Origin of the sequence: Bradyrhizobium sp. Ai1a-2 (assembly GCF_000426245.1) — a bacterium.
Lineage (GTDB): Bacteria > Pseudomonadota > Alphaproteobacteria > Rhizobiales > Xanthobacteraceae > Bradyrhizobium.
In genome coordinates, this window is sequence record NZ_AUEZ01000016.1 from 109,163 (window position 1) to 132,059 (window position 22,897).

Consider the following 22,897-nt stretch of genomic DNA (forward strand, 5'->3'; position numbering starts at 1 on the left):
CGGAAAGATCGGCGCAAAGCCGGCGGTCGCGACGGGCGAGGAGAGGAGGGAACGGGCATGGCCGGACCGGCGGTGCTGACGGTCGCCGACACGATCGCGAGGAGTTTTCTGCTGGCGGTGGAGACGCGTGGCGACAAGCCTGCGATCCGCGAGAAGAAGTTCGGCATCTGGCAGCCGACGAGCTGGCGCGAGTGGCTGCAGATTTCCAAGGACATCGCCTACGGCCTGCATGCCGTCGGTTTCCGCCCCGGTGATGTCGCCTCCATCATCGCCAACGCAGTGCCGGAATGGGTCTATGCCGATATGGGCATCCTCTGCGCCGGGGGCGTCTCGTCCGGCATCTACCCGACGGACTCACCGGCCCAGGTCGAATATCTCATCAATGATTCCCGCACCCGCGTCGTCTTCGCGGAAGACGAGGAGCAGCTCGACAAGCTGCTCGCCTGTCGCTCGCGCTGCCCGACACTGGAGCGGATCATCGTCTTCGACATGGAGGGCTTGAGCGGCTTCTCCGATCCCATGGTGATGTCGCTTGCCGAATTCACCGCGCTGGGCCGCAATCATGCGCAGGACAATGAGGCGCTGTGGGACGAGATGATCGGAAGCCGGAGCAGCGGCGATCTTGCGATCCTCGTCTATACCTCGGGCACTACGGGCCCGCCGAAAGGCGCGATGCATGCCAACCGCAGCGTGACGCATCAGATGCGCCACGCCAACGACCTCTACCCATCGACTGATCACGAGGAGCGGCTGGTGTTCCTGCCGCTCTGTCACGTCGCCGAGCGCGTCGGCGGCTATTACACCTCGGTCGCACTCGGATCAGTGATGAATTTTGCCGAAAGCCCCGAGACCGTGCCGGACAATCTGCGCGAAGTGCAGCCGACCGCCTTCCTCGCCGTGCCAAGGGTGTGGGAGAAATTCTACTCCGGTATCACGATCGCGCTGAAGGATGCGACCCCGTTCCAGAACTGGGTCTACCGCCGCGCGATGGCGATCGGCTATCGCATGACGGACTACCGGCTGGAAGGCGAGCAACCGCCGCTGCCACTACGCTTTGCCAACCAACTGGCCTATTGGCTGGTGTTCCGCAACATCCGCCGCATGCTCGGGCTCGACCGTTGCCGGATCGCGTTAACTGGCGCCGCGCCGATCGCACCTGACTTGATCCGCTGGTATCTCGCGCTCGGCATCGACATGTGCGAGGTCTATGGCCAGACCGAGAATTGCGGCGTCGCCACCATCATGCCGACCGAGCGCATCAAGCTCGGCTCAGTCGGCAAGGCCGCGCCCTGGGGCGAGGTGATGACCTGCCCCAAGGGCGAGATCCTGATCCGCGGCGACTTCCTGTTCATGGGCTATCTCAACCAACCTGAAAAGACGCTCGAGACCATCGACGCCAGGGGTTGGTTGCATACCGGCGATGTCGGCACGATCGACAATGAGGGCTACGTCAAGATCACCGACCGGATGAAGGACATCATCATCACGTCCGGCGGCAAGAACATCACGCCCTCGGAAATCGAGAACCAGCTCAAATTCTCGCCCTATGTTTCGGATGCGGTGGTGATCGGCGACAAGCGGCCTTACCTGACCTGCCTCGTGATGATCGACCAGGAGAATGTCGAGAAATACGCCCAGGATCATGACATCCCCTTCACCAATTACGCGAGCCTGTGCCGAGCGGCGGAGATCCAGGATCTGATCCACCGCGAGATCGAGGCCGTAAATGTCAATTTCGCGCGCGTCGAGACCATCAAGAAATTCTATCTGATCGAGCGCCAGCTCACGCCCGAGGATGAGGAGTTGACGCCGACCATGAAGCTGAAGCGCAGCTTCGTGAACAAGCGTTACGCCGTCGAGATCGAAGCGATGTACGGCGAACGCGCGGTTGCCTAGGCGAAGTCATAAGAACGCGAAGGGAGCCCAAAGGCCCGGTCCTTCGCTCGATATGGGCCACGGAGAGGAGGATCATTTATGTCGAAAGCATTCAGGGCATTGAGCCTTGCGGTGGGTGCGCTGGCACTGACCCACCTGCCGGCGTCAGCGCAAACCAAAGTCACCAATGAAGGCATCTCGGCGAACGAGATCGTCATCGGCACCCATCAGGACCTGTCCGGTCCGATCAAGGTCTGGGGCGTGCCGGTCTCCAACGGCATGAAGATGGCGGTGGAGGAGATCAACGCCGCCGGCGGCATCAACGGCCGCAAGATCAAGATGATCCTCGAGGATAATGGCTACGATCCGAAGAAGGCGGTGCTGGCCTCGCAGAAGATGGTCGAGCGCGACAAGATCTTCGCGATGATCGGCCCGATGGGCTCGCCGACCGTGCTGGCCGCGCAGGACGTGCTGTTCGACGCCGGCGTGCTCCAGCTGTTCCCGCTGACGGCGGCCGAATTCACCTTCAAGTTCGATCCGAGCAAGCCGCAGGAGCGGCTGAAGTTCAACAACCTGCTGCCTTATGTGGAAAGCACGCGCGCCGCGCTCAAATATATGGTCGAGCTGAAGAACCCGAAGAAGCCCTGCATCATGCATCAGGATGACGAGTACGGCAAAAACGTGCTCGACGGCTTCACCCAGCAGCTTACCGCGATGAAGCTGCAGCCGGCCTCGATCACGAGCTACAAGCGCGGCGCCTCCGACTTCAGCGCCCAGGTCGCCAAGATGAAATCGGACGGCTGCGATCTCGTCGTGCTCGGCACCGTGATCCGTGAGACCATCGGCGCAATGAGCGAAGCCAAGAAGCTCGGCTGGGACGTGACCTTCCTCGGCGCGACACCGACCAACGTGCTCGAAGTGCCGGCGCTCGGCAAGGAAGCGGTGGAGGGCCTCTATGCGGCGTCCGGATTCGAGATTCCTTATGAGGACACCGCCAAGGGCAAGGTGAAGGACTGGCTCGTCAACTACAAGAAAATGTTCGGGACCGATGCCAACACGCAGGCGATCATCGGCTACAACGCGGTGATGACGTTTGCCTTCTATGCGCAGCAGGCGGGCAAGGAGTTGACCGGCCAGAAGATGCTGGATTCGCTCGAGTCAGGCGAAAAGTTCCTCGACATCTTCAGTTCGCCGCCGACCAAGTTCTCCAAGACCGACCACCTCGCCAACACCATTACCCAGGTGCAGCAGATCAAGAACGGCCGCTGGGTGCTGACGAAGGACAGCCTGTCGTTCTGAGGGGGGCGTAAGCGAAGCGAAGCAATCCATGCCGCCACGGGCGGAGAGATGGATTGCTTCGTCGCTGCGCTCCTCGCAATGACAGTGGTTAGTGCAGCGCGGCCTCGGCCACTAACGGCATGTCGGTGTAACGTCGCACACCGGCCTCATCGATCACGAAGGTCGAGCGGTAGTTCCTGACGTCGCTATCGGCGACCATCATCATGCGGCGGTTGTCCAGCGTCAGCCACTGGTCGTCGAGCCGGGCAGCCGTCACCGCATGATCCTCGCCACGCAACGTGTCATGCATGATCACGATCCGCAGGTCCTCCGCCGCCATGCCGGCCAGACGCAGCGCGACGAATTTGGCGATGGCGTAGTCCTCGCAATCACCGGCGCCGTTCGCAAAGGTCATCAGCGGCGAAGCCCAGACGTCGATTGCGCCATATTGCACGAGGTCGTCCGCGGGCCTGATCGCGAGATTGACAGCGCGGTTGACTTCGCCGAGCCGGCCGCGGCCGTCGCGAACCTTCGCGTCGTCGACGACGGCAAGAAATTTCAGCGCGGCGGGCGAGACGCAGCCGTCGCGGTCGCCCTCGCATAGCGCAAGCTGCACCAGATCATCGGCGAGCCGCCGCTGCAGGCCGAGCCATTTGTCGCGCAATCCGCCTTCTGAGAGGATGGCGGTCGCGCGCCCGAACGGCTCGATCGATTTCTTGATCAGGACCGCGCCCCCAGGCGACAGCAGCGTCCCCGCGCTGACCTGTGCCGCCGGTGCAAGCCAAAGCAGGCCAAAGGCCAGCATGAGCGCGCGTAGCGCGCCCGAACAACCGAATATTCCCATTTGACACCCCCTGTCCGGGCATCGGCGGCGTTCGCCAGCGCGTGACCGGATCGTTTCGTGGGGAGAGGATTGCGCGAGCGCGCTTGCGATCTGTTTAAGGAGGGACGACTGGGCCCGTAGAAATGCGGAAGACGCTGAAGCCGGTCTCGCCAAACCTTCGAAAATTTTATCGACCTCGCTAATCCCCAGAGTCGAACCTTCTTGGGGGTGGCGATGTCTTATCCTTGATGTCTGCTTAACAGGCAGACGACCTTTCTGCGCGTATGGCTAACGAGGGCAGCTCTTCAGTCGATCCGTAATCTACATCACATCGGTCGCCCGAACGGCGGTGTAGCTTCGACCGGCTGGCCGGCAGTCAAAATATCCTTCCACATCAATAAGTAATTGAATTCCCTTCAACTTTCCACGAATTAAAGGGGGCGGCATGCGCTCTTCGGGCAACGACTTGCGTCAGATGAAATCTGCTTCGCGCCAGGCTGGACGAAGATTTCCCGACCATGCTGCCAATTGGCCTCGCACCCGGTGCGTGCTTTCACATGGTTTCTGCTAATGCTATGTAGGTTTGTCTGACGAAATTTGCATTTTTATTAACTATTTCTGGTGGGGGCATTGAAGTACGCCGACAAAGTTGCGTCGAGTGGGCTGGGGTCTCTTTCCAACGCGCATATCGATCTTGATTCGTTTGCGTTCCGCGCTGGCCACGCGGACAGTTTTACTGTCCCCGACGCGCATCTTCTGTTCTCCGGCAACTTCCACAAATCCGGCAACGATCTCGTCATCACCGACGAGCTGCATCGCGTGGTGGTGCCGAACTACTTCCACGGCGACAAGCGGCCGACGCTGGTGTCGCCCAATGGCGCGCCGCTTGATGCAAAAGTCGTCGATGCGCTGACCGGCCACACCGCCTACGCGCAGGCCGCTGGTGCGCCGGCGGCAAAGCTGGTCGGCCACATCGCCAAGCTGACCGGCAGTGCCAGCGTGGTGCGCAACGGCGTCACCGTCGAATTGCAGAACGGCGACGCGGTCTATCAGAGCGACGTGGTGCAGACCGGCAGCGGCTCCACGCTCGGGCTCGTCTTGAACGACGGCACCACGTTCAACCTCAGTGCCAATGCGCGGCTGATGCTGAACGACCTCACCTTTGACGCGACCAGCAATTCGAACTCGTCGCTGATCACGCTGGTGCAGGGCGCTGCGAGCTTCGTTGCCGGCCAGGTTGCCAAGACCGGTGACATGAAGGTCGCAACCCCGATCGCGACCATGGGCATTCGCGGCACCGCTGTCATCCTCGATATCTCCGCGGCTGACGGCGCGGTGACGATCTCGGTGATCGATCAGCAGGACAACCAGGTCCATGCGGTCCAGGTTTACAACACGCGCGGCGATCTGATCGGCACGGTGACCAGCAATGGCAGCGTCCTGACGCTGACGCCGACCACGACGTTCGACCTGATCTCGCGGCAGAGCGACAAGACGCCGGCGCAGATCGCGCAGGAATTCGCGACCTTCCAGGCGGTGCTCAACACCTACGACATCCAGAAGGCGATCGACCCGAACCTGCCGCAGCACACCGAGAACAACGCCAACCCGCAGACGAAATTCGCCAACATCGGCAGCTCGACCTCGCCCAATTCGCCGGGAACCGAATTCCGCTCGGCGCTCAACACGCACGTCACCAACATTGGTAACACCGGCAACAGCCAGACCTTTTCCGTCCTGATGGGAACGGACAACGGACTCGGCTTCGGCGGTACGTCAAATCAGGCATTGCTGGATCAGGGCTTCCCGGCGCAGCAGAACAACCAGTCCACCCAGCCCACCGGGCCGCAGCCGTCGATCCCGTTCGTCGTCAATCCGCCAACGGTTACCCGGATATCCACCACCAGCACAGGCGATCATTTCGGGCCGGTGATGAGCGCCGACGGACAATTCGTCACTTATGACCCCGACGGCGTCATCTATCTGTTCGACCGTGCGACCGGTGTCACCATCGTGATCTCGCCCCCCGGGGGCGTCTATGGTTCGCCGACCATCAGCTCGGATGGTCACTCCATCGTCTATCAAAGCTCCAGCGGCGTCATCTTCCTCTACAACAACGATCCATCTTCGGCGCAGTACCATACGACGATACAGATCGGCGTGGGCACGTCGCCTGCGGTCAGCGGCGACGGCAACAGGATCGCGGTCGAGAACGGCGGCAATATCGTCGTCTACGATCGGCAGGGACACGTCCTCACCACGATCACGCCCGCCGATGCCGGCGCCGGCGGATCATTGCTGAAGCCGGCGATCAGCGCCGATGGCCATGTTGTTGCGTTCTGGGGAGCCGACCCCGGAGGCAGCTCGGGCCATCTCTACGTCTATGATCGTTCGACCGGGGTTATCAGTGCGATCGCGGACACCTCGCAGGTGGCCGGCGCGAGCGCTGCCTCGCTCAGCGCCGACGGCCGCTACGTCGTCTATCAAAGCGCCGATGCGAACGGGCACTCGGAAATCTATCTCTACGACCTGCAGACCCACCAGATCGTCTTCCACACCTCGAACCCGAGCGGCGGCAGCTACAACCCCGTCATCAGCCCCGACGGCCATTTCATCATCTTCGCGAGCGACGCCGCGCTGACGTCGAACGACCACAACTCGGTTGCCGATACCTATGTGGTCAATCTCACCGATCCTGCTCATCCGAAGATCACGCTGGTCTCGACCGCGGCCGATGGGGCGTCGGGTAACGCTGCCTCGAACCTCGGCGCAACCATCAGCGCGGGTGGCCTGTTCATCGCCTTCGGCAGCAACGCATCGAATCTTTCCACCGCGGACGGGCCTGGCGGCGACATTTTCGTGGTCGATCCGAGTTCCGGCCGCAACGCGATCGTCGAGCAGACTGCCAATTCGGGGGCGGTCCTCACGACCAACGGAAAAGTCGGCATCACCGGGGGAATCAACGGCGTCTCGCTCACCGTCACCGACGCAGCAGGCAATCCGACCGGTCTCCTGCACGTAAGCTTCAGCGCCGACGGCAATTTCGTGAACTGGGCGTTCGCCGAGAACAAATCGGATTTTGCCTCGCTGGCCTATGGCGACACGGCGACCCAGCAATTCCTGATCAAGCTCACCTATAACGGCGGTACGACGACGATCCCGATCACGATCGGCGTCCACAATGCCATTCCGCCGACCATCCCGGTGGCGGACACGCCGCCGGTCGTCCACGATGCCACGCTCGCGGTGTCCGAGGGCGGGGTGGTGGTGCTGACGCCGGCGAATATCAACGTTACAGACCTCGACGATTCCTCCTTCACCTTCACGGTCACCAATGTCACGCATGGCAAATTCCAGGTGTTGGGCGGTGAAGGTTGGGTTGCTGCCGCCAGTTTCACATCGGCCGATCTCGCCGCCGGCCACGTCCGCTTCGTTCACGACGGCGGCGAGGCCGCGCCGACCTTCTCGATCCAGGCCAGCGACGGAGAGATGCTCTCCAATGTGAAGGCGGGCAGCATTGCTTTCACCAATGTCAACGATGCGCCGACGTTGGCGGACGGAACGGTGACGGATGGCGTGATCGACGTGGCCGTCTCAAATAGCCATGTCAGCCCGGAGGTTGCCGCAAAGCTTCTGGGGACGGGCCTGATCAAGGACCTTCCTGGCGCGGAGGGTTATGGGGCGCTGGCGCTCGACCACGGCGATGACAATTCCTCCGGACCCATCGACATCAAGTCGGTGTTCGGCGCGAATGGCATCAATTTCTTTGGCCATCAATACACCTCGCTCTATATCAACAATAACGGCAACATCACCTTCGGATCGCCGACCGGCGCCTATACGCCGAGTGTGATCGATGCCGGCTTCGGCAATCCGATCATCGCGGTGTTCTGGGCCGACGTCGATACCCGCGGCCACGGCAACGTCTATTACGATCTCGACGTGGCCGACGGCATCATGACCATCACCTGGGATGATGTCGGCTATTACAATCAGCGAACCGACAAACTGAATTCGTTTCAGCTGGTCCTTATCAGCGAAGGCAACGGCAATTTCGACATCCAGTATCGCTACGGCGATATCGACTGGACGACCGGTGACGCCAGCGGCGGCTCGGACGGTCTTGGCGGCACCCCCGCGCGCGCCGGTTACTCGGCCGGCGACGGCACGCATTACTACGAGCTGCCGCAGTCCGGAAATCAGGACGCGCTGCTCACCCTTCCGACCACCGACGGCAATACCGGCATCGATGGCGTCGATCAGTTCGAGGTGCACAACGGCGAGGTGGGCCTCTCCGCTACCGGCACAATCAATTTCGCCGATCCCGACCTCAACGATGTCCATACCGCCACCAGCACCTATACCGGCAATGGCACTGCGCTGGGGACGCTGACCCTGGTCAAGCAGTCCGACATCGGCGGCGTCGGCGGCCAATTCGTCTGGACCTACACCGCCGATCCGGCAGCGGTGCGGCAGGCGCTCGATGGCCTGCCGGGTCACAGCAAGGTCGAGACCTTCAACGTCGTGATCAGCGATGGCCACGGCGGCACGCTCACCCAGACCGTATCAGTCACGCTGAACGAGACCGGCAACCACGCGCCGGTGGTCTCGGGCGCCGTCACCGGTTCAGCGACGGAAGATGGCAGCCCAAGCACGCTCAACGCGCTCGCCAACGCGTCCGACTCCGACCAGGATACGCTGGCGGTCGTCGACGTTCCGACGCAGTTGCCGGCCGGCGTGTACTACAATGTCGACACGCATTCCTTCACGCTCGATCCGAGCGTTGCCGCCTACCAGCATCTGGCCGAAGGCGAACACACGACGGTGACGGTCAACTATGGCGTCTCCGACGGCCACGTCACCATGCCGGCCTCGGTATCATGGACGATCACCGGTATCGACGATGCTCCGGTCGCGACGCCGGTGACATTGGCGAACGGCACCGAAGACGCGTCCTACGTCATCCACGCCACCGATATCCTGCCCAGCGTCAGCGACGTCGACGGCCCGTCGCTGTCGATCACCGGCCTCAGCATTGCCAGCGGCAGCGGCAGCCTCGTCACCAATCAGGACGGCACATGGACCTACACGCCTGAGGAGGGCTATGCCGGTCCGGTCAGCTTCGCCTACACCGCTTCCGATGGGACGCTGAGCGCGAGCTCGACCGCAAACTTGACCCTCGGTGAGAAGGAATTCACGCCGGTTACCGTCACCGTGCACTCGCTCGCCGGTTATGACTTCAGCACGTTCTATGATGACTTCGCGGCGAGCCAGCCCGTCGCTGGTGACGGCACCAGCGCTTTCGTTTTCAACGACGCCAAAGACATCATTTTCAAGATGGTCATCAGCGGCTTCAGCCCTGATCAGCAGACGGGCTCCATCTCCTATGTCATCGACGAGATCGATATTTTCGGCACGACAGATCCTGCCCAGGCCACACAGGCGCATCTTCTGGTCAGTACCCATGGCTGGAACATCAATGTCCATGCCGTCGTCGGTGCCCCCGGTCCAGGTGCTCCGTCCGATCCGGGCCAGTCTGCCGGAACAGGCACGCTCAGCGACATCGCCGTTGCCTTCAACTATGTCGGCAGCGTCGGCCCAGACGTGTTCCTGGCCAGCGATCATCCCGATGTCTTCAACGGCTTCGGCGGCCCGTCAGGCCCGACCGATCCGGGCAGCGACACCGTGGACTACTCGCACGCGAGCGGTCCCGTCAGCGTCAACCTGCTCACCGGCGCTACGGCGGGCACCGCGGCGCAAGGCGATCTCTTCACCTCGATCGAGAACCTGCGCGGCACCGCTTTCGACGACACGCTGACCGGCGACGGCCACAACAACATCCTCTCCGGCGGTGCCGGCAACGACACGCTGTTCGGTGGTGCCGGCAACGACACGTTCGTTTTCAAGCAGAATGCCATCGGCCACGACACGATCGGCGATTTCACGCCGGGCCAGGACAAGATCGAGCTGGACTACGCAGCGTTCGATCCGACCTCTCAGGAGAGCTCCAATGCCTGGCTCCAGGATCACGTCACGGCCGCGCCGAACGGCCATGACCTGCAGATCGACCTCGACGGCAACGATCACAACACGATCCTGCTGAAGAACGTCACGCTGGGCCAATTGCATGCCAACGACTTCATCCTGCCTCCGGGGTAGCGTCTGACCGAGCCGGCCCGCACGCCTGGGTGCACTGCACCCTTGGAAACTCCCGGCGTGAACAATCGACGCGGGCGTGATATCGAGACGGTATGAGGCGGCTGAAGGCATTGCGAAGGTGGTTCAAGCGGCGCTTCGGCTACGCGCGGCTCGCCTGCCTTGCGCTGTTGATCGGCTTTGCCGCGCTCAGGGTGCTCGATCCGCCTGCGGTCGCGGAACTTCGGGTCAGGACCTTTGACGGTTTCCAGGTCATCGAGCCCCGGGTCAAGACGATCAGGCCGGTCACCATCGTCGATATCGACGAAAAAAGCCTCTCCGAACTCGGCCAGTTTCCCTGGCCGCGCACGCGGATCGCCGATCTGGTCACCAACCTGACCCATCTCGGCGCGGTCGTGATCGCTTTCGACATCGTGTTCTCCGAGCCCGACCGGCTCAACCCGGATGCCGCCGCAGAGACCATTCGCAATCTCGATGAGGAGACCAAGGCGAAGCTGCGGGCGCTGCCGACCAACGACCAGATCCTGGCAGGTGCGATGAGCAAGTCGCGCGTGGTGCTGGGCGCGTCCGGCCTGCCGTTCGTGATCGCAGAGTTCGACAAGTCGCTGCCGCTGACGCCGCTTGCGATGAAGGGCGAGGAGCCGCAGCCTTTCATGTTCGATTTCCCCGGCCTGCTGCGCAATGTCCATGTGCTGGAGGCGGCCGCCGCCGGCCGTGGCCTGTTCACGATCAGGCCCGAGCGCGACGGCATCGTCCGCCGCGTGCCGATGATCATGTTGGCGCAAGGCGTCACCATGCCGTCGCTGAGTTTCGAGGTGCTGCGGGTGGCGACCGGCTCCGGCACCGTGCTGATCGACACCGACGAGGCCGGCATCAAGAGCCTGGCGCTCCGCGGCTTGCGGATCCCGACCGACCACAACGGCCAGCTCTGGGTGCATTTCGCCCAGGCCGACCCCTCGATCTATGTCTCGGCGGTCGACGTGCTGCACGGGCGGGTGCCGCCGGAGAAGGTCCAGGGCAAGCTGGTCCTGATCGGCACCTCGTCGGTCGGGCTCAACGACATCAAGACCACGCCGGTCACGCCGGCGATGCCCGGCGTCGAGGTCCATGCCCAGGTGCTCGAGAGCGCGCTGAGCGGGGCCAGCGTATCGCAGCCCAACTACGGGATCGCATTCGAGTTCGGGACCGCACTGATATTCGGCCTGCTCGTGATCGCGTTCGCTCCGCTGTTCGGGCCGATCACGCTGGTCGGCCTCGGCGCGATGTTCGCGACCGCGCTGATCGGCACCTCCTGGTACTTCTACACGCAGCACCGCCTGCTGATCGATTTCACCTATCCTTTGATGTCGACCACGGCGATCTATCTCGCGCTGATCTTCTCGAGCTTCGTCCGCGAGCAGCAGCAGCGGAAGCAAATTCGCGGCGCCTTTGCGCAGTACATGTCGCCCGCGCTGGTCGAGCAACTCGCGCAGTCACCGGAAAAGCTCGTGCTCGGCGGCGAGGAGCGCGAGATGACCATCATGTTCTCGGACGTCCGCGGCTTCACCACGATCTCGGAATCCTACAAGCGCGACCCGCAGGGACTGACCGCCCTGATGAACCGCTTCCTGACGCCGCTCACCAACGCGATCCTCGCCCGCAAGGGAACGATCGACAAATATATGGGCGATGCGATCATGGCGTTCTGGAACGCGCCGCTCGACGACAAGGAGCACGAAATCAACGCCTGCTCGGCGGCGATTGACATGCTCGAGCGCATCGACGAGCTCAACAAGCTGCGCAAGGACGAGGCGGATGCGGGCGGCCACGTCTACATCCCGCTCAATGTCGGCATCGGCCTCAACACCGGCGTTTGCGTGGTCGGCAACATGGGCTCCGACCTGCGTTTCGACTATTCGGTGCTCGGCGACAGCGTCAATCTCGCTTCGCGCCTCGAGGGGCAGTCCAAGGAATACGGTTTCCCGATCATCGTTGGATCGAAGACCGCGCTTGCCGCGAAGGAGAAGTTCGCGATCCTCGAGCTCGACTTCATCATGGTCAAGGGCAAGAAGGAGCCGGAGGTGATCTACGCGATCGCCGGCCGCGAGGACGCCGCGCAGTCCGGCCGCTTCCAGCGCCTGCGCAATCTCACGATCGAGATGCTGGCCTGCTACCGCGGCCGCGATTGGGAAGGTGCGCTAGCCACCATCGAGCGCGGCCGCAAGACCGACGAGGGCCTCGTGCTGGAACGGCTGTACAATCTCTATGAGGCGCGCATCCGGCATTTTCTCGAGAACCCGCCGCCTGAGGACTGGAACGGCGCGTTTGCGCTGCTGACGAAGTGAGTTCAGCGAATTTGTAGGGTAGGCAAAGCGCAGCGTGCCCAGCATCCAGAGCGGAGTGTTGGATGGCGGGCACGGCGCGAAGAGCGCCTTTGCCCACCCTGCGAAGCTTGGTTAGCCCGTCATTGCGAGGAGCGTAGCGACGAAGCAATCCACGCCTCCACAAGTGGAAAATGGATTGCTTCGCTTCGTTCGCAATGACGCGGAGAGACGCGTGAATTACTGCAGCCCGATCTGCGTCAGGTCCTGGAACCAGTGCTGCGCCTGCACGAAGGTCTTGACCTTGGGCGAGAGCGCATGCGGGTTGGTGTCGTGCACCACCCACACCAGCACGGCGTCGTCGACGATCAGTGCATGCGCCTGCGCCAAGAGTTCGTCCTGCTTGGTGGTGTCGAAGGTCTGCTTGGCCTCGTCGATCAGCGCATCGACCTTCGGGTTCTTGTAGCCGCCCCAGTTGACGCCGACAGGCGCGATTTGGCCGGAGTGGAAGAAGCGCACGATCGCGTAAAGCGGGTCCGAGGTCACATAGGCGATGTTGTTGGCGGTGATGCCGGCGTTCATCTCGTCGGCTGCGCCCTTGCGCCAATGTGTATAGAGAGTCTCGAGCTCGACCACCTTGAACTCGACGTCGATGCCGATCTCCTTGAAGCTCTGCTGCAGGAATTCGTTCATCGGCAGCGACAGCATCTGTCCGGTGCCGCCCTGGGCGATGATGAAGGTCGTCTTCAGCGGCTTCTCCTTGGAGTAGCCGGCTTCCTGCACCAGCTTCTTGGCCGCGGCGAGATCATATTTGATGTCGAAGGTCGGCTTGCCGAACCACGGGCTCGACGGGTCCACCTGGCCCTTGGCAGGTTTCGCCAGTCCATTCATCAGCCCGACCACGGCATCGCGATCGATCGCGAGGTTCAGCGCCTTGCGCAGGCGGATGTCGGTCCAGGGCGAGCCGGGCAGCACGCTCAGATGATAGTTCCAGACATGCGGGGTGACGTTGTCGACGATCTTCATGCCGGCGGCCTTGAGCTGCGGCACGGCATCCGGCGCCGGCGTCTCGATCAGGTGGACCTGCCCTGCGAGCAGCGCGTTGGTGCGCGTCAATGCCTCCGGCATCGGGATCAGCACCATCTTGTCGACCTTGGGGATCCGCTTCTTGTTCCAGTAGTCCTCGTTCTTGGTGAGCTCGGCGAGTTCACGCGGCACGAGCTTGGTCAATTTGAACGGCCCGGTGCCGGAGGGCTGGCTCGCGAACTTGTCCCAGTCCTTGCCGAGCTTTTCATATTGCGCCGGGCTCGAGACCAGGAACCAGAGCATCTGGTACGGGAAGAAGGAGTCGACCGTCTTGGTCGTGATCTCCACGGTGAAATCGTCGATCTTGGCGTAGCTCGCGACCGAGGGCAGGCGGGTCTTCACCTGCGCGCTCTGCCGCTTGTCGAATTGCGGTGCCTTGTCGTTCAGCACCTTGTCGAGATTCCAGATCACGGCGTCGGCGTTGAAGTCGCTGCCGTCATGGAACTTGACGCCCTTGCGCAGCGTGAAGCGCCACTTGGTCTTGTCCTTGTCGTCGACCTTCCATTCCGTGGCGAGGCCCGGCACCAGTTTGCCCGGCCGGTCGGCGACATCCATCTCCCAGGCGACCAGCGGATCGTAGATCGTATACGCGGTGAATTGATAAGCGCCGGCGCCGCGGTCGGGCTGACCGGTCGTGAGCGGGATATCCGCCATCGAGATTCCGTAGCGCACCACGGTTTCGGCTTGCGCCGGCCTGCTGCTCCAGCCTGCACCGATGGCAAACGCCAAAGCAGCTACGAGAATCGAATATCGGGTGCGCATGTTACCAAAGCTCCGTTGACGTATTCCGAATACCGGATGCCAACCAAGCAAGCTTGATGCCAGAATAGGCACATCTTTCCGTCCCATGGCACGGACTGAGAAGAATCGACGCATCCCAGGGTGATTTTCCGCAGAACTATTCCCCTTGGCACAGGCATTGCATACGATTGCCCAACAATTAATCACCCGAAGTTGAAGAAGGGACGTTTGCGATGCGTACTGTGAAAACCAAAGCGATGGCGCTGGCTGCGGCGCTGGCGATTGCGATGGCGGGCCTGCCGCTCGCAGCCGGCGCCGAAACGGTGCTGCGCATCGGCATGACCGCTGCCGATATTCCGCGCACGCTCGGGCAGCCCGACCAAGGCTTCGAAGGCAACCGTTTCACTGGGCTCACGATGTACGACGCGCTGACGATGTGGGACCTGTCGTCAGCCGACAAGGCGAGCGTCGTGATTCCCGGCCTTGCGACCGAGTGGAAGGTCGAGGACGCCGACAAGAAGAAATGGACCTTCAAGCTGCGCCCCGGCGTCACCTTCCATGACGGCTCGCCGTTCAATGCCGATGCCGTTGTCTGGAATGTCGACAAGGTGCTCAAGCAGGATGCACCGCAGTTCGATCCGAGCCAGGTCGGCGTCACCGCCTCGCGCATGCCGACGCTGGCCTCGGCCCGCAAGATCGACGACATGACCGTCGAACTCACCACCAAGGAGCCGGACAGCTTCCTGCCGATCAACCTGACCAATCTATTCATGGCCAGCCCGGCAAAGTGGCAGAAGTTCTATGACACCGCCGAAGGCGCCGACGCCAAGGCGAAATCGCAGGCCGCCTGGGCGGCTTTCGCCAAGGATGCCTCCGGCACCGGCCCGTGGAAGATGACGAAATTCACGCCGCGCGAGCGGCTCGAACTGGCCAGGAACGCCGCCTATTGGGACAAGGCGCGCGTTCCGAAGGTCGACAGGATGGTGCTGCTGCCGATGCCGGAAGCCAATGCGCGCACCGCCGCGCTGCTCTCCGGCCAGGTCGATTGGGTCGAGGCGCCGGCGCCGGACGCGCTGCCCGAGATCAAGCAGCGTGGTTTTGTTCTCTACTCCAATGAAGAGCCGCATGTCTGGCCCTGGCAGTTTTCCCGCGTCGAGGGCTCACCGTGGAACGACATCCGCGTCCGCAAGGCCGCCAATCTTTGTGTCGATCGCGAAGGCCTGCGCGACGGCCTGCTCGCCGGGTTGATGGTGCCGGCGACCGGCACGTTCGAGCCGGGCCATCCGTGGCGCGGCAATCCGACCTTCCAGATCAAGTATGACAAGCCCGCCGCGCAGAAGCTGATGCAGGAAGCGGGCTTTGGTCCGAACAAGAAGCTAACGGTGAAGATCCAGACGTCTGCATCAGGTTCAGGCCAGATGCTGCCGTTGCCGATGAACGAATATCTGCAGCAGGCGCTCGCCGAATGCTATTTCGATGTGCAGCTCGACGTGATCGAATGGAACACGCTGTTCACCAATTGGCGGCGCGGTGCCAAGGACCCGACCGCCAATGGTGCGAACGCCACCAACGTCACCTATGCGGCGATGGATCCGTTCTTTGCGCTGGTGCGCTTCCTGCAGTCGTCGATGGCGCCGCCGGTGTCGAACAATTGGGGCTATATCAACAACCCCAAATTCGATGAACTCGTGACCAAGGCCCGCCAGAGCTTCGATCCCGCCGCACGCGATGCGGCGCTCGCTGAGCTCCATGCGGCCTCCGTCGACGACGCGGCATTCCTTTACGTCGCGCACGACGTCGCCCCGCGCGCGATGAGCCCGAAGGTCAAGGGTTTCGTGCAACCGAAGAGCTGGTTCGTCGACTTCTCGCCGATCTCGATGACGCAGTAAGCCCAATCTGCTGCTCACCCTCTCCCCTTCCGGGAGAGGGTGGCTTCGCGGAACGCGAAGCCGGGTGAGGGGTCTGCCTCCGCGGATCGAGGCCTCTCCTTCGAGCATTGGTGTCCGCGGATAGAACCCCTCATCCGGCGCGCATTGCGCGCCACCTTCTCCCACAAGGGGAGAAGGGAAGTAGAGAGTCGCTCGTGCTTGCCTATATCGCCAGACGCATCGTCTATGTGATCCCGATCGTCATCAGCGTCGCGCTGGTATGTTTCCTGCTCGTGCACATCACGCCCGGTGATCCGCTGGTCGCGGTGCTGCCGGCCGATGCCTCGCAGGAGCTGGCGCAGCAATTGCGCACCGCCTATGGCTTCGACCGTCCGCTGCCGGTGCAGTTCGGGCTGTGGCTGTGGCGCGCTGTGCATGGTGATCTCGGCAATTCGATCGCGACGGGCCGGCCCGTGCTGTCGGAGGTGATGCGCGCGGTCAGCAACACTGTGATGCTCGCGATCTTTGCCGCGCTGATCGGCTTCACGCTCGGGCTGCTGTTCGGGTTGATCGCCGGCTATTTCCGCGACAGCTGGATCGACAAGCTTGCGACTTCCTTTGCGATCGCCGGCGTCTCGGTGCCGCATTACTGGCTTGGCATGGTGCTGGTGATCATCTTCTCGGTGCAGCTCAACTGGCTGCCCGCGGTCGGCGCCGGTCCCGGCGGCTCCGGCGCGTGGGCGTGGGACTGGGATCACCTCCGCTACCTGATTTTGCCCGCGGTCACGAGCTCGGTGATCCCGATGGGCATCGTCACCCGCACGGTGCGGGCGCTGACCGGCGATATCCTGTCGCAGGATTTCGTCGAAGCCTTGCGCGCCAAGGGCCTGCGCGAGACCAACGTCTTCCGCCACGTCGTCAAGAACGCGGCGCCCACCGCGCTCGCGGTGATGGGATTGCAACTCGGCTACATGCTCGGCGGCTCGATCCTGATCGAGACCGTGTTCTCCTGGCCGGGCTCGGGACTGCTGTTGAACTCCGCGATCTTCCAGCGCGACCTGCCGCTGCTGCAGGGCACGATCCTGGTGCTGGCGCTGTTCTTCGTGCTGCTCAACCTCCTGGTCGACATCGCGCAGGCCGCCATCGATCCGCGGATCAAGCGAGGCTAATGCGATGATGAGAATGGATCGAGTGCCAATCAAGACGGAAACTGCGCCCCCTCTCCCGCTTGCGGGAGAGGGTTGGGGTGAGGGTGCTTCCGCGATGGGACTATACGTGTGGAGAGAGCCCTCACCCGGCGCGTCGCGCCGACCTCTCCCGCAAGCGGGAGAGGTGAAATGAGCACGATCACCGATCTCGCACTGCAAGCCGCTCCCGCGACCAAGGCGCGCGGCTATTGGGCCACCGTTGCCCGCCGCATCACGCGCGACAAGGTCAGCATGGCCTGCGCGCTCATTCTGATCCTGATCTTTGCGTCGGCACTGTTCGCGCCATGGCTCGGGCTCGCCGATCCCTACCAGGGCTCGATGATCCGCCGCCTGCGCCACATCGGAACGCCAGGCTATCTGCTCGGCACCGACGAGCTCGGCCGCGATATGCTGTCGCGTCTCATTTATGGCGGACGGCTGTCGCTGATCGTCGGGATCCTGCCGGTCATCCTTGCCTTCGTGATCGGTACCGGGCTTGGACTGGTTGCCGGCTATGTCGGCGGCAAGCTCAATACCGCGATCATGCGCACCATCGACGTGTTCTACGCCTTCCCGTCGGTGCTCCTGGCGATCGCGATCTCCGGCGCGCTGGGCGCTGGTATCGTCAACTCCATCGTGTCGCTCACCGTCGTGTTCGTGCCGCAGATCACCCGCGTTGCGGAAAGCGTCACGACCGGCGTGCGCAACATGGACTTCGTCGAAGCCGCGCGCGCCTCCGGTGCGGGTCCGCTCACCATCATGCGCGTGCACATGCTCGGCAACGTGCTGGGCCCGATCTTCGTCTACGCCACCGGCCTGATCTCGGTGTCGATGATCCTTGCTGCGGGCCTTTCGTTCCTCGGTCTCGGCACCAAGCCGCCGGAACCGGAATGGGGCCTGATGCTGAACACGCTGCGTACCGCGATCTACGTCAATCCCTGGGTCGCGGCGCTCCCGGGCGTGATGATCTTCGCGGTCTCGATCTGCTTCAACCTTCTGAGCGACGGCATGCGCAGCGCCATGGACATCCGGAACTGAGCGATGAGTTTGACCACAGCTATCTCCGCGATTCTGCACCTCTCCCGTAGGGAGAGGTCGGATCGCATCGCAGATGCGCTCCGGGTGAGGGGTTACGCTCTCTTGTGGGACCTGCTCCCCCTCACCCGGCGCTCCGCGCCGACCTCTCCCCGATGGGGAGAGGTGTTCCCCGCGGACAGACCGATGCAGTCAACGAGCAATTCATGAGCCAGATGCATTCACACGTCGATATGCTTGCCCCCGTCGAGGACGTCGGCGGTGCCGCGCAGCCGCTGCTTCAGGTGAAGGGCCTGACCAAGCACTTCCCGGTGCGCGGCGAATTGTTCGGCGCGCGCAAGACCGTGCGCGCGGTCGATAATGTCTCGTTCTCGATCGCCAAGGGCGAGACCGTCGGGATCGTCGGCGAGTCCGGTTGCGGCAAGTCGACCACCGCGCGGCTCCTGATGCACCTGATGAAGCGCGATTCCGGCGAGATCATCTACGACGGCATGCAGGTCGGCCGCGCGCTGTCGCTGCGCGAATTGCGCCGGGGCATGCAGATGGTGTTCCAGGACAGCTACGCCTCGCTCAATCCTCGCCTCACCATCGAGGAATCCATCGCCTTCGGACCGAAGGTGCACGGCATGGCAGATGCTGCCGCTCGCGCGCTGGCGCGCGAACTGCTCGGCAAGGTGGGGTTGCGGCCCGAAAACTTCGCCAACCGCTATCCGCACGAAATCTCCGGCGGCCAGCGCCAGCGCGTCAATATCGCGCGCGCATTGGCGCTGTCGCCGCGGCTGGTGATCCTGGACGAAGCCGTCTCCGCGCTCGACAAATCGGTCGAAGCGCAGGTGCTCAACCTGCTCGCCGACCTCAAGCGCGAGTTCGGGCTGACCTATCTCTTCATCAGCCACGACCTCAACGTCGTGCGCTATATCTCCGACCGCGTGCTGGTGATGTATCTCGGCGAAGTCGTCGAGCTCGGCCCGGTCGACAAGGTCTGGGATGCGCCTGCGCATCCCTATACGCGCGCGCTGCTGGCGGCGATGCCGTCCTCCGATCCGGACAAGCGGACCGAGGTGCCACCGATCTCGGGCGATCCGCCGAACCCGATCGATCCGCCACCAGGCTGCCGGTTTCACACCCGCTGCCCGTTTGCGGAGCCGCTCTGCGCAAAAGCCACTCCACAACTGACCACGCTCGATAGTACGGGTCATCAGGCGGCGTGCTACATGGCTATTCCGGGCTCGGGGCACAGCCGCGCACCGGCAAGGGAGGAAGAGGCGGCATGACGAAACCCAGTCCCAAGGAAGCGCTGGTAATGGCCGACGTCGCGGGCGTGCCCGTCGACGGCGAGGTCGCGGCGCGTATCTCCAATTCGATCAGCCCGGCCTTTGCGGGCTTTGCGCCGGTCGCCGGCACGCTGCCGTTCGATCTCGAGCCCGCGAGCTTCGTGCTCGCGCAGACCGCGAAGGTGTCGAAATGAGCAGTGAAGTTGCCTTGATGTCGCTGACCGCGGTCGCGAAAGCGATCGCCGGGAAGAAAGTCTCTTCGCGCGAGGTGACGCGAGCCTTGCTGCACCGCATCGCGGAGTGGCAGCCCAAGCTCAACGCCTTCATGGCGATCGAGTCCGAACAGGCGCTCGCCGCCGCGGATGAAGCGGATGCGGAACTTGCCAAAGGCAAGAGCCGCGGCGTGCTGCACGGCGTGCCGCTCGCGCACAAGGACATGTACTACGAGGCCGGCAAGGTCGTGACCTGCGGCTCGCTGATCCGCCGCGACTTTGTCGCCAAGACCACGGCAACCGCGCTGCAGCGGTTGAAGGACGCCGGCACTATCCGGCTCGGCTCGCTGCAGATGGTGGAGTTCGCCTTTGGCCCGACCGGCCACAACGTGCATTACGGCCCGGTGCATAATCCCTGGAACGTCGATCACATCACCGGCGGCTCCTCTTCCGGTTCCGGCTCGGCGGTCGCGGCGCGATTGACTTTTGCGGCGCTGGGATCCGACACCGGCGGCTCGGTCCGCATGCCCGCGCATTTCTGCGGCGTCACCGGACTGAAGACGACCGTCGGCCGCGTCAGCCGTGCCGGCGCAATGCCGTTGTCGCAATCGCTCGACACCGTCGGGCCGTTGGCGCAGACCGCTGAGGATTGCGCGCTGCTGCTCGGCCTGATGGCAGGTAGCGATCCTGAGGATCCGACTGCCTCGACGCTACCGGTGCCGGACTATCTGGAAGCCACCAAAGGCTCGCTGAAAGGTCTCAAGATCGGCGTGCCCACCGCCTTCTATGTCGACGATCTCGATGCCGAGGTGGCGCGTATCCTCGACGAGACCATCGCCGTCCTCAAGCGTGAGGGCGCCGAGATCGTCAAGGTCGAGTTGCCCGACCAGCGCCAGCTCAGTTCGGCATCCCAGCTCGTGCTCGCCGCCGAGGCGGCTGCCTTCCACAAGCGCTGGATGATCGAGCGTCCGCAGGATTACGGCGCGCAGGTGTTGATGCGGCTGCAGAACGGGCTCGCGGTTCCCGCCGTCAGCTATCTCGAGGCGATGCGCTGGCGTGGCCCCGCGCTCGCCGCCTACAATGCCGCGGTCAGCGGCGTGGATGCGGTGATCGCGCCCGCAGCGCCGGTGCCTGCGCCGACCATCGCCGAAAGCGACGTCGGTAACGGCCCTGGCGCCGAAGCGGTGATCCAGCGGCTGACGCGCTTCACCCGCCCGGTCAACTATCTCGGCCTGCCGTCGCTGGCGGTCCCATCGGGCTTTACCCGCGCAGGGCTCCCGGTCGGCATGCAGTTGATCGGCCGCTCCTTCGAGGAAACCACGCTGCTCCGCATCGGCGCGGCGTTCCAGCGGGCCACCGATTTCCACGCCCAGGTGCCGAAGCTCGCATGACCAATCTTGTCGAAGTCCGAGATCTCAACATCCGCTTCACCGGCGAACGCACGGTGCACGCCGTCAATGACCTGAGCCTCTCGCTCCGTGAGGGCGAGGTGCTCGGTCTGCTCGGCGAATCCGGCTCCGGCAAGAGCGTCACGCTGCGCGCGCTGATGCGGCTGTTGCCAAAGAAGCGGACGCAGATCTCGGGCCGCGTCAAGGTGCTGGGACAGGACGTGCTGGCGATGGACGACGAGGCGCTGTCGAACTTTCGCGGCCAGACTGTCTCGATGATCTTCCAGGAGCCGGCACTCGCGCTCGATCCGGTCTACACCATCGGCCGCCAGATCGCGGAAACCGTGATGCGGCACGAGGGCAAGAGCGAGCGCGAGGCGGTGGCGCGTGCGCTCGAGATGCTGGAGGTGGTGCGCATTCCCTCCGCCAAGCGCCGGCTCGATTCCTATCCGCACGAGATGTCGGGCGGCATGCGCCAGCGCGCGATGATCGCGCTCGCGCTCGCCTGCAAGCCGAAGATCCTGCTCGCGGACGAGCCGACCACCGCGCTCGACGCCACCGTGCAGATCCAGATCCTGTTGCTGCTTCGCGAATTGCAGCGCGAGTTCGGCATGTCCGTGATCTTCGTGACCCACGATATCGGGGTCGCCATCGAGATCTGCGACCGCGTCGCCGTCATGTATGCCGGCCAGATCGTCGAGCAGGGCAGTCTCCGTGACATCGTGCGTTCCCCGGTCCACCCCTACGCCAAGGGCCTGCTGGCCTCGACCATCCATGGCGCCAAGCGGGGGGAGCGGCTGGAGACGATCCCGGGCACGCCGCCCTCGCTCGATCGTGCGCCGACCAGTTGCTCCTTCGCGCCGCGCTGCAGCCTGGCGCAGCCGCGCTGTTCCGAGCAGTTGCCGCCCGCCGTCCAGGTCGCGCCGGACCGGATCGCGCGGTGCGTGCTGGCCGAGCCGGCTGTTGCCGCGACGTAACACCGCCTCGCCGTCAAGAAAACTCCGGCAGATTCCAGTCGTCGTGTCACCTGATTGTGGTTAGCCTTTCGCGGCGCCAGGCGCAGGGTCCGGGGGACTTCAGATGTACATTTCCAACGAGGGCCTTCTCGTCATCCTGTTTGTCGGCCTGCTCGCCGGCTGGCTGGCCGGCAAGATCGTGCGCGGCACCGGTTTCGGCATCATCGGCAACATCCTGGTCGGCATCGCCGGCGCGCTGGTGGCAAGCTATCTGTTTCCGAAGCTCGGCATCCGTCTCGGCAGCGGGCTCGTCTCGGAAATCGTCTATTCCGCGATCGGTGCCGTCCTGCTGCTCGTGGTCGTCAGGCTGATCCGCGGTGGCGGCCGGTTCTAGTCGCCCGTGAAGAAGTCTGATTTCAGCTTGGGACGAGCTGAAATCGGAGGATGAGCCTGACCAGGATTTGGTGCAACAAAAGCTCCAGCCAGCGGATGAGACGGCGGAAGTTGTATCCGGCGGCGGCGAGGACGGCGTTGGCGGCGTCGCCCTTGCGGTACCAGAAGTAGTTGCGCCCCATGCGATGCTCGGATTTGAGATGGCCGATGACCGGCTCGACGGCCGAGCGCCGGCGCAGCTCGCGTTTGATCCTGGGCGTCACGCGCCGCTTCTGGCCTGAGATGAACACCCTGAACTTGTAATCGGGTGGCGCATTGTGACCTC

General features: G+C 63.4%; 14 protein-coding genes and 1 pseudogene. 12 read left to right on the top strand and 3 right to left on the bottom strand.

Annotated elements, in window-relative coordinates; genetic code table 11:
* Nucleotides 1–57 precede the first annotated feature (57 nt).
* The gene (locus K288_RS0113755; RefSeq protein WP_027580080.1) at nt 58–1,896 is read left to right on the top strand and encodes an AMP-dependent synthetase/ligase; all 1,839 of its coding nucleotides are present in this window, start codon (nt 58–60) and stop codon (nt 1,894–1,896) included.
* Between the two features lie 78 nt (nt 1,897–1,974).
* Nucleotides 1,975–3,174 carry an ABC transporter substrate-binding protein gene (locus tag K288_RS0113760; RefSeq protein WP_027580081.1) on the top strand — a complete coding sequence of 400 codons (1,200 nt, stop codon included), beginning with the start codon at nt 1,975–1,977 and terminating at the stop codon, nt 3,172–3,174.
* 88 nt (nt 3,175–3,262) lie between these two features.
* Here the strand turns inward: K288_RS0113760 and K288_RS0113765 are convergent, their stop codons facing one another.
* Nucleotides 3,263–3,997 (bottom strand): transglutaminase-like cysteine peptidase, encoded by a 735-nt coding sequence (locus tag K288_RS0113765; protein ID WP_027580082.1) that lies wholly within the window; start codon nt 3,995–3,997, stop codon nt 3,263–3,265.
* A 609-nt stretch (nt 3,998–4,606) separates the two neighbouring features.
* On the opposite strand from K288_RS0113765, the gene K288_RS0113770 reads away from it, so the two are divergent.
* Together K288_RS0113770 and K288_RS0113775 are read left to right on the top strand one after the other, a co-directional pair.
* On the top strand, nt 4,607–10,135 hold the full coding sequence (locus K288_RS0113770) for a nidogen-like domain-containing protein (protein WP_027580083.1): 5,529 nt from the start codon (nt 4,607–4,609) through the stop codon (nt 10,133–10,135).
* A gap of 92 nt (nt 10,136–10,227) precedes the next feature.
* Nucleotides 10,228–12,456: an adenylate/guanylate cyclase domain-containing protein gene (locus K288_RS0113775; RefSeq protein WP_027580084.1), complete on the top strand. Its 2,229-nt coding sequence runs from the start codon at nt 10,228–10,230 to the stop codon at nt 12,454–12,456.
* Nucleotides 12,457–12,672: 216 nt separating this feature from the next.
* Here K288_RS0113775 and K288_RS0113780 read toward each other — a convergent pair whose 3' ends face one another.
* Complete coding sequence (locus K288_RS0113780; RefSeq protein ID WP_027580085.1) at nt 12,673–14,280, bottom strand: ABC transporter substrate-binding protein; 1,608 nt, start codon at nt 14,278–14,280, stop codon at nt 12,673–12,675.
* Nucleotides 14,281–14,492: 212 nt separating this feature from the next.
* Here K288_RS0113780 and K288_RS0113785 point away from each other — a divergent pair, with 212 nt between their 5' ends.
* From K288_RS0113785 to K288_RS0113820, 8 genes are all read left to right on the top strand, one after another.
* Nucleotides 14,493–16,148 (top strand): ABC transporter substrate-binding protein, encoded by a 1,656-nt coding sequence (locus tag K288_RS0113785; RefSeq protein ID WP_027580086.1) that lies wholly within the window; start codon nt 14,493–14,495, stop codon nt 16,146–16,148.
* 194 nt (nt 16,149–16,342) lie between these two features.
* On the top strand, nt 16,343–17,296 hold the full coding sequence (locus K288_RS0113790) for an ABC transporter permease (protein ID WP_027580087.1): 954 nt from the start codon (nt 16,343–16,345) through the stop codon (nt 17,294–17,296).
* Between the two features lie 168 nt (nt 17,297–17,464).
* Nucleotides 17,465–18,352 carry an ABC transporter permease gene (locus K288_RS0113795; RefSeq protein WP_027580088.1) on the top strand — a complete coding sequence of 296 codons (888 nt, stop codon included), beginning with the start codon at nt 17,465–17,467 and terminating at the stop codon, nt 18,350–18,352.
* A 203-nt stretch (nt 18,353–18,555) separates the two neighbouring features.
* Entirely contained in the window at nt 18,556–19,623 is a 1,068-nt protein-coding gene (locus tag K288_RS0113800; protein WP_027580089.1) for an ABC transporter ATP-binding protein, read from the top strand.
* Nucleotides 19,620–19,817 (top strand): hypothetical protein, encoded by a 198-nt coding sequence (locus K288_RS0113805; RefSeq protein WP_027580090.1) that lies wholly within the window; start codon nt 19,620–19,622, stop codon nt 19,815–19,817. The genes K288_RS0113800 and K288_RS0113805 overlap by 4 nt, the downstream gene beginning before the upstream one ends.
* Nucleotides 19,814–21,226, top strand: coding sequence for an Asp-tRNA(Asn)/Glu-tRNA(Gln) amidotransferase GatCAB subunit A (locus K288_RS0113810; RefSeq protein ID WP_027580091.1), 1,413 nt, complete (start codon nt 19,814–19,816; stop codon nt 21,224–21,226). Before K288_RS0113805 ends, K288_RS0113810 begins: the two co-directional genes overlap by 4 nt.
* Nucleotides 21,223–22,200 carry an ABC transporter ATP-binding protein gene (locus tag K288_RS0113815; RefSeq protein WP_027580092.1) on the top strand — a complete coding sequence of 326 codons (978 nt, stop codon included), beginning with the start codon at nt 21,223–21,225 and terminating at the stop codon, nt 22,198–22,200. The genes K288_RS0113810 and K288_RS0113815 overlap by 4 nt, the downstream gene beginning before the upstream one ends.
* A 103-nt stretch (nt 22,201–22,303) precedes the next feature.
* Nucleotides 22,304–22,573: a GlsB/YeaQ/YmgE family stress response membrane protein gene (locus K288_RS0113820; protein ID WP_027580093.1), complete on the top strand. Its 270-nt coding sequence runs from the start codon at nt 22,304–22,306 to the stop codon at nt 22,571–22,573.
* Between the two features lie 22 nt (nt 22,574–22,595).
* Here K288_RS0113820 and K288_RS0113825 read toward each other — a convergent pair.
* Nucleotides 22,596–22,897: pseudogene (locus tag K288_RS0113825) on the bottom strand (IS5/IS1182 family transposase); the annotation flags it as partial.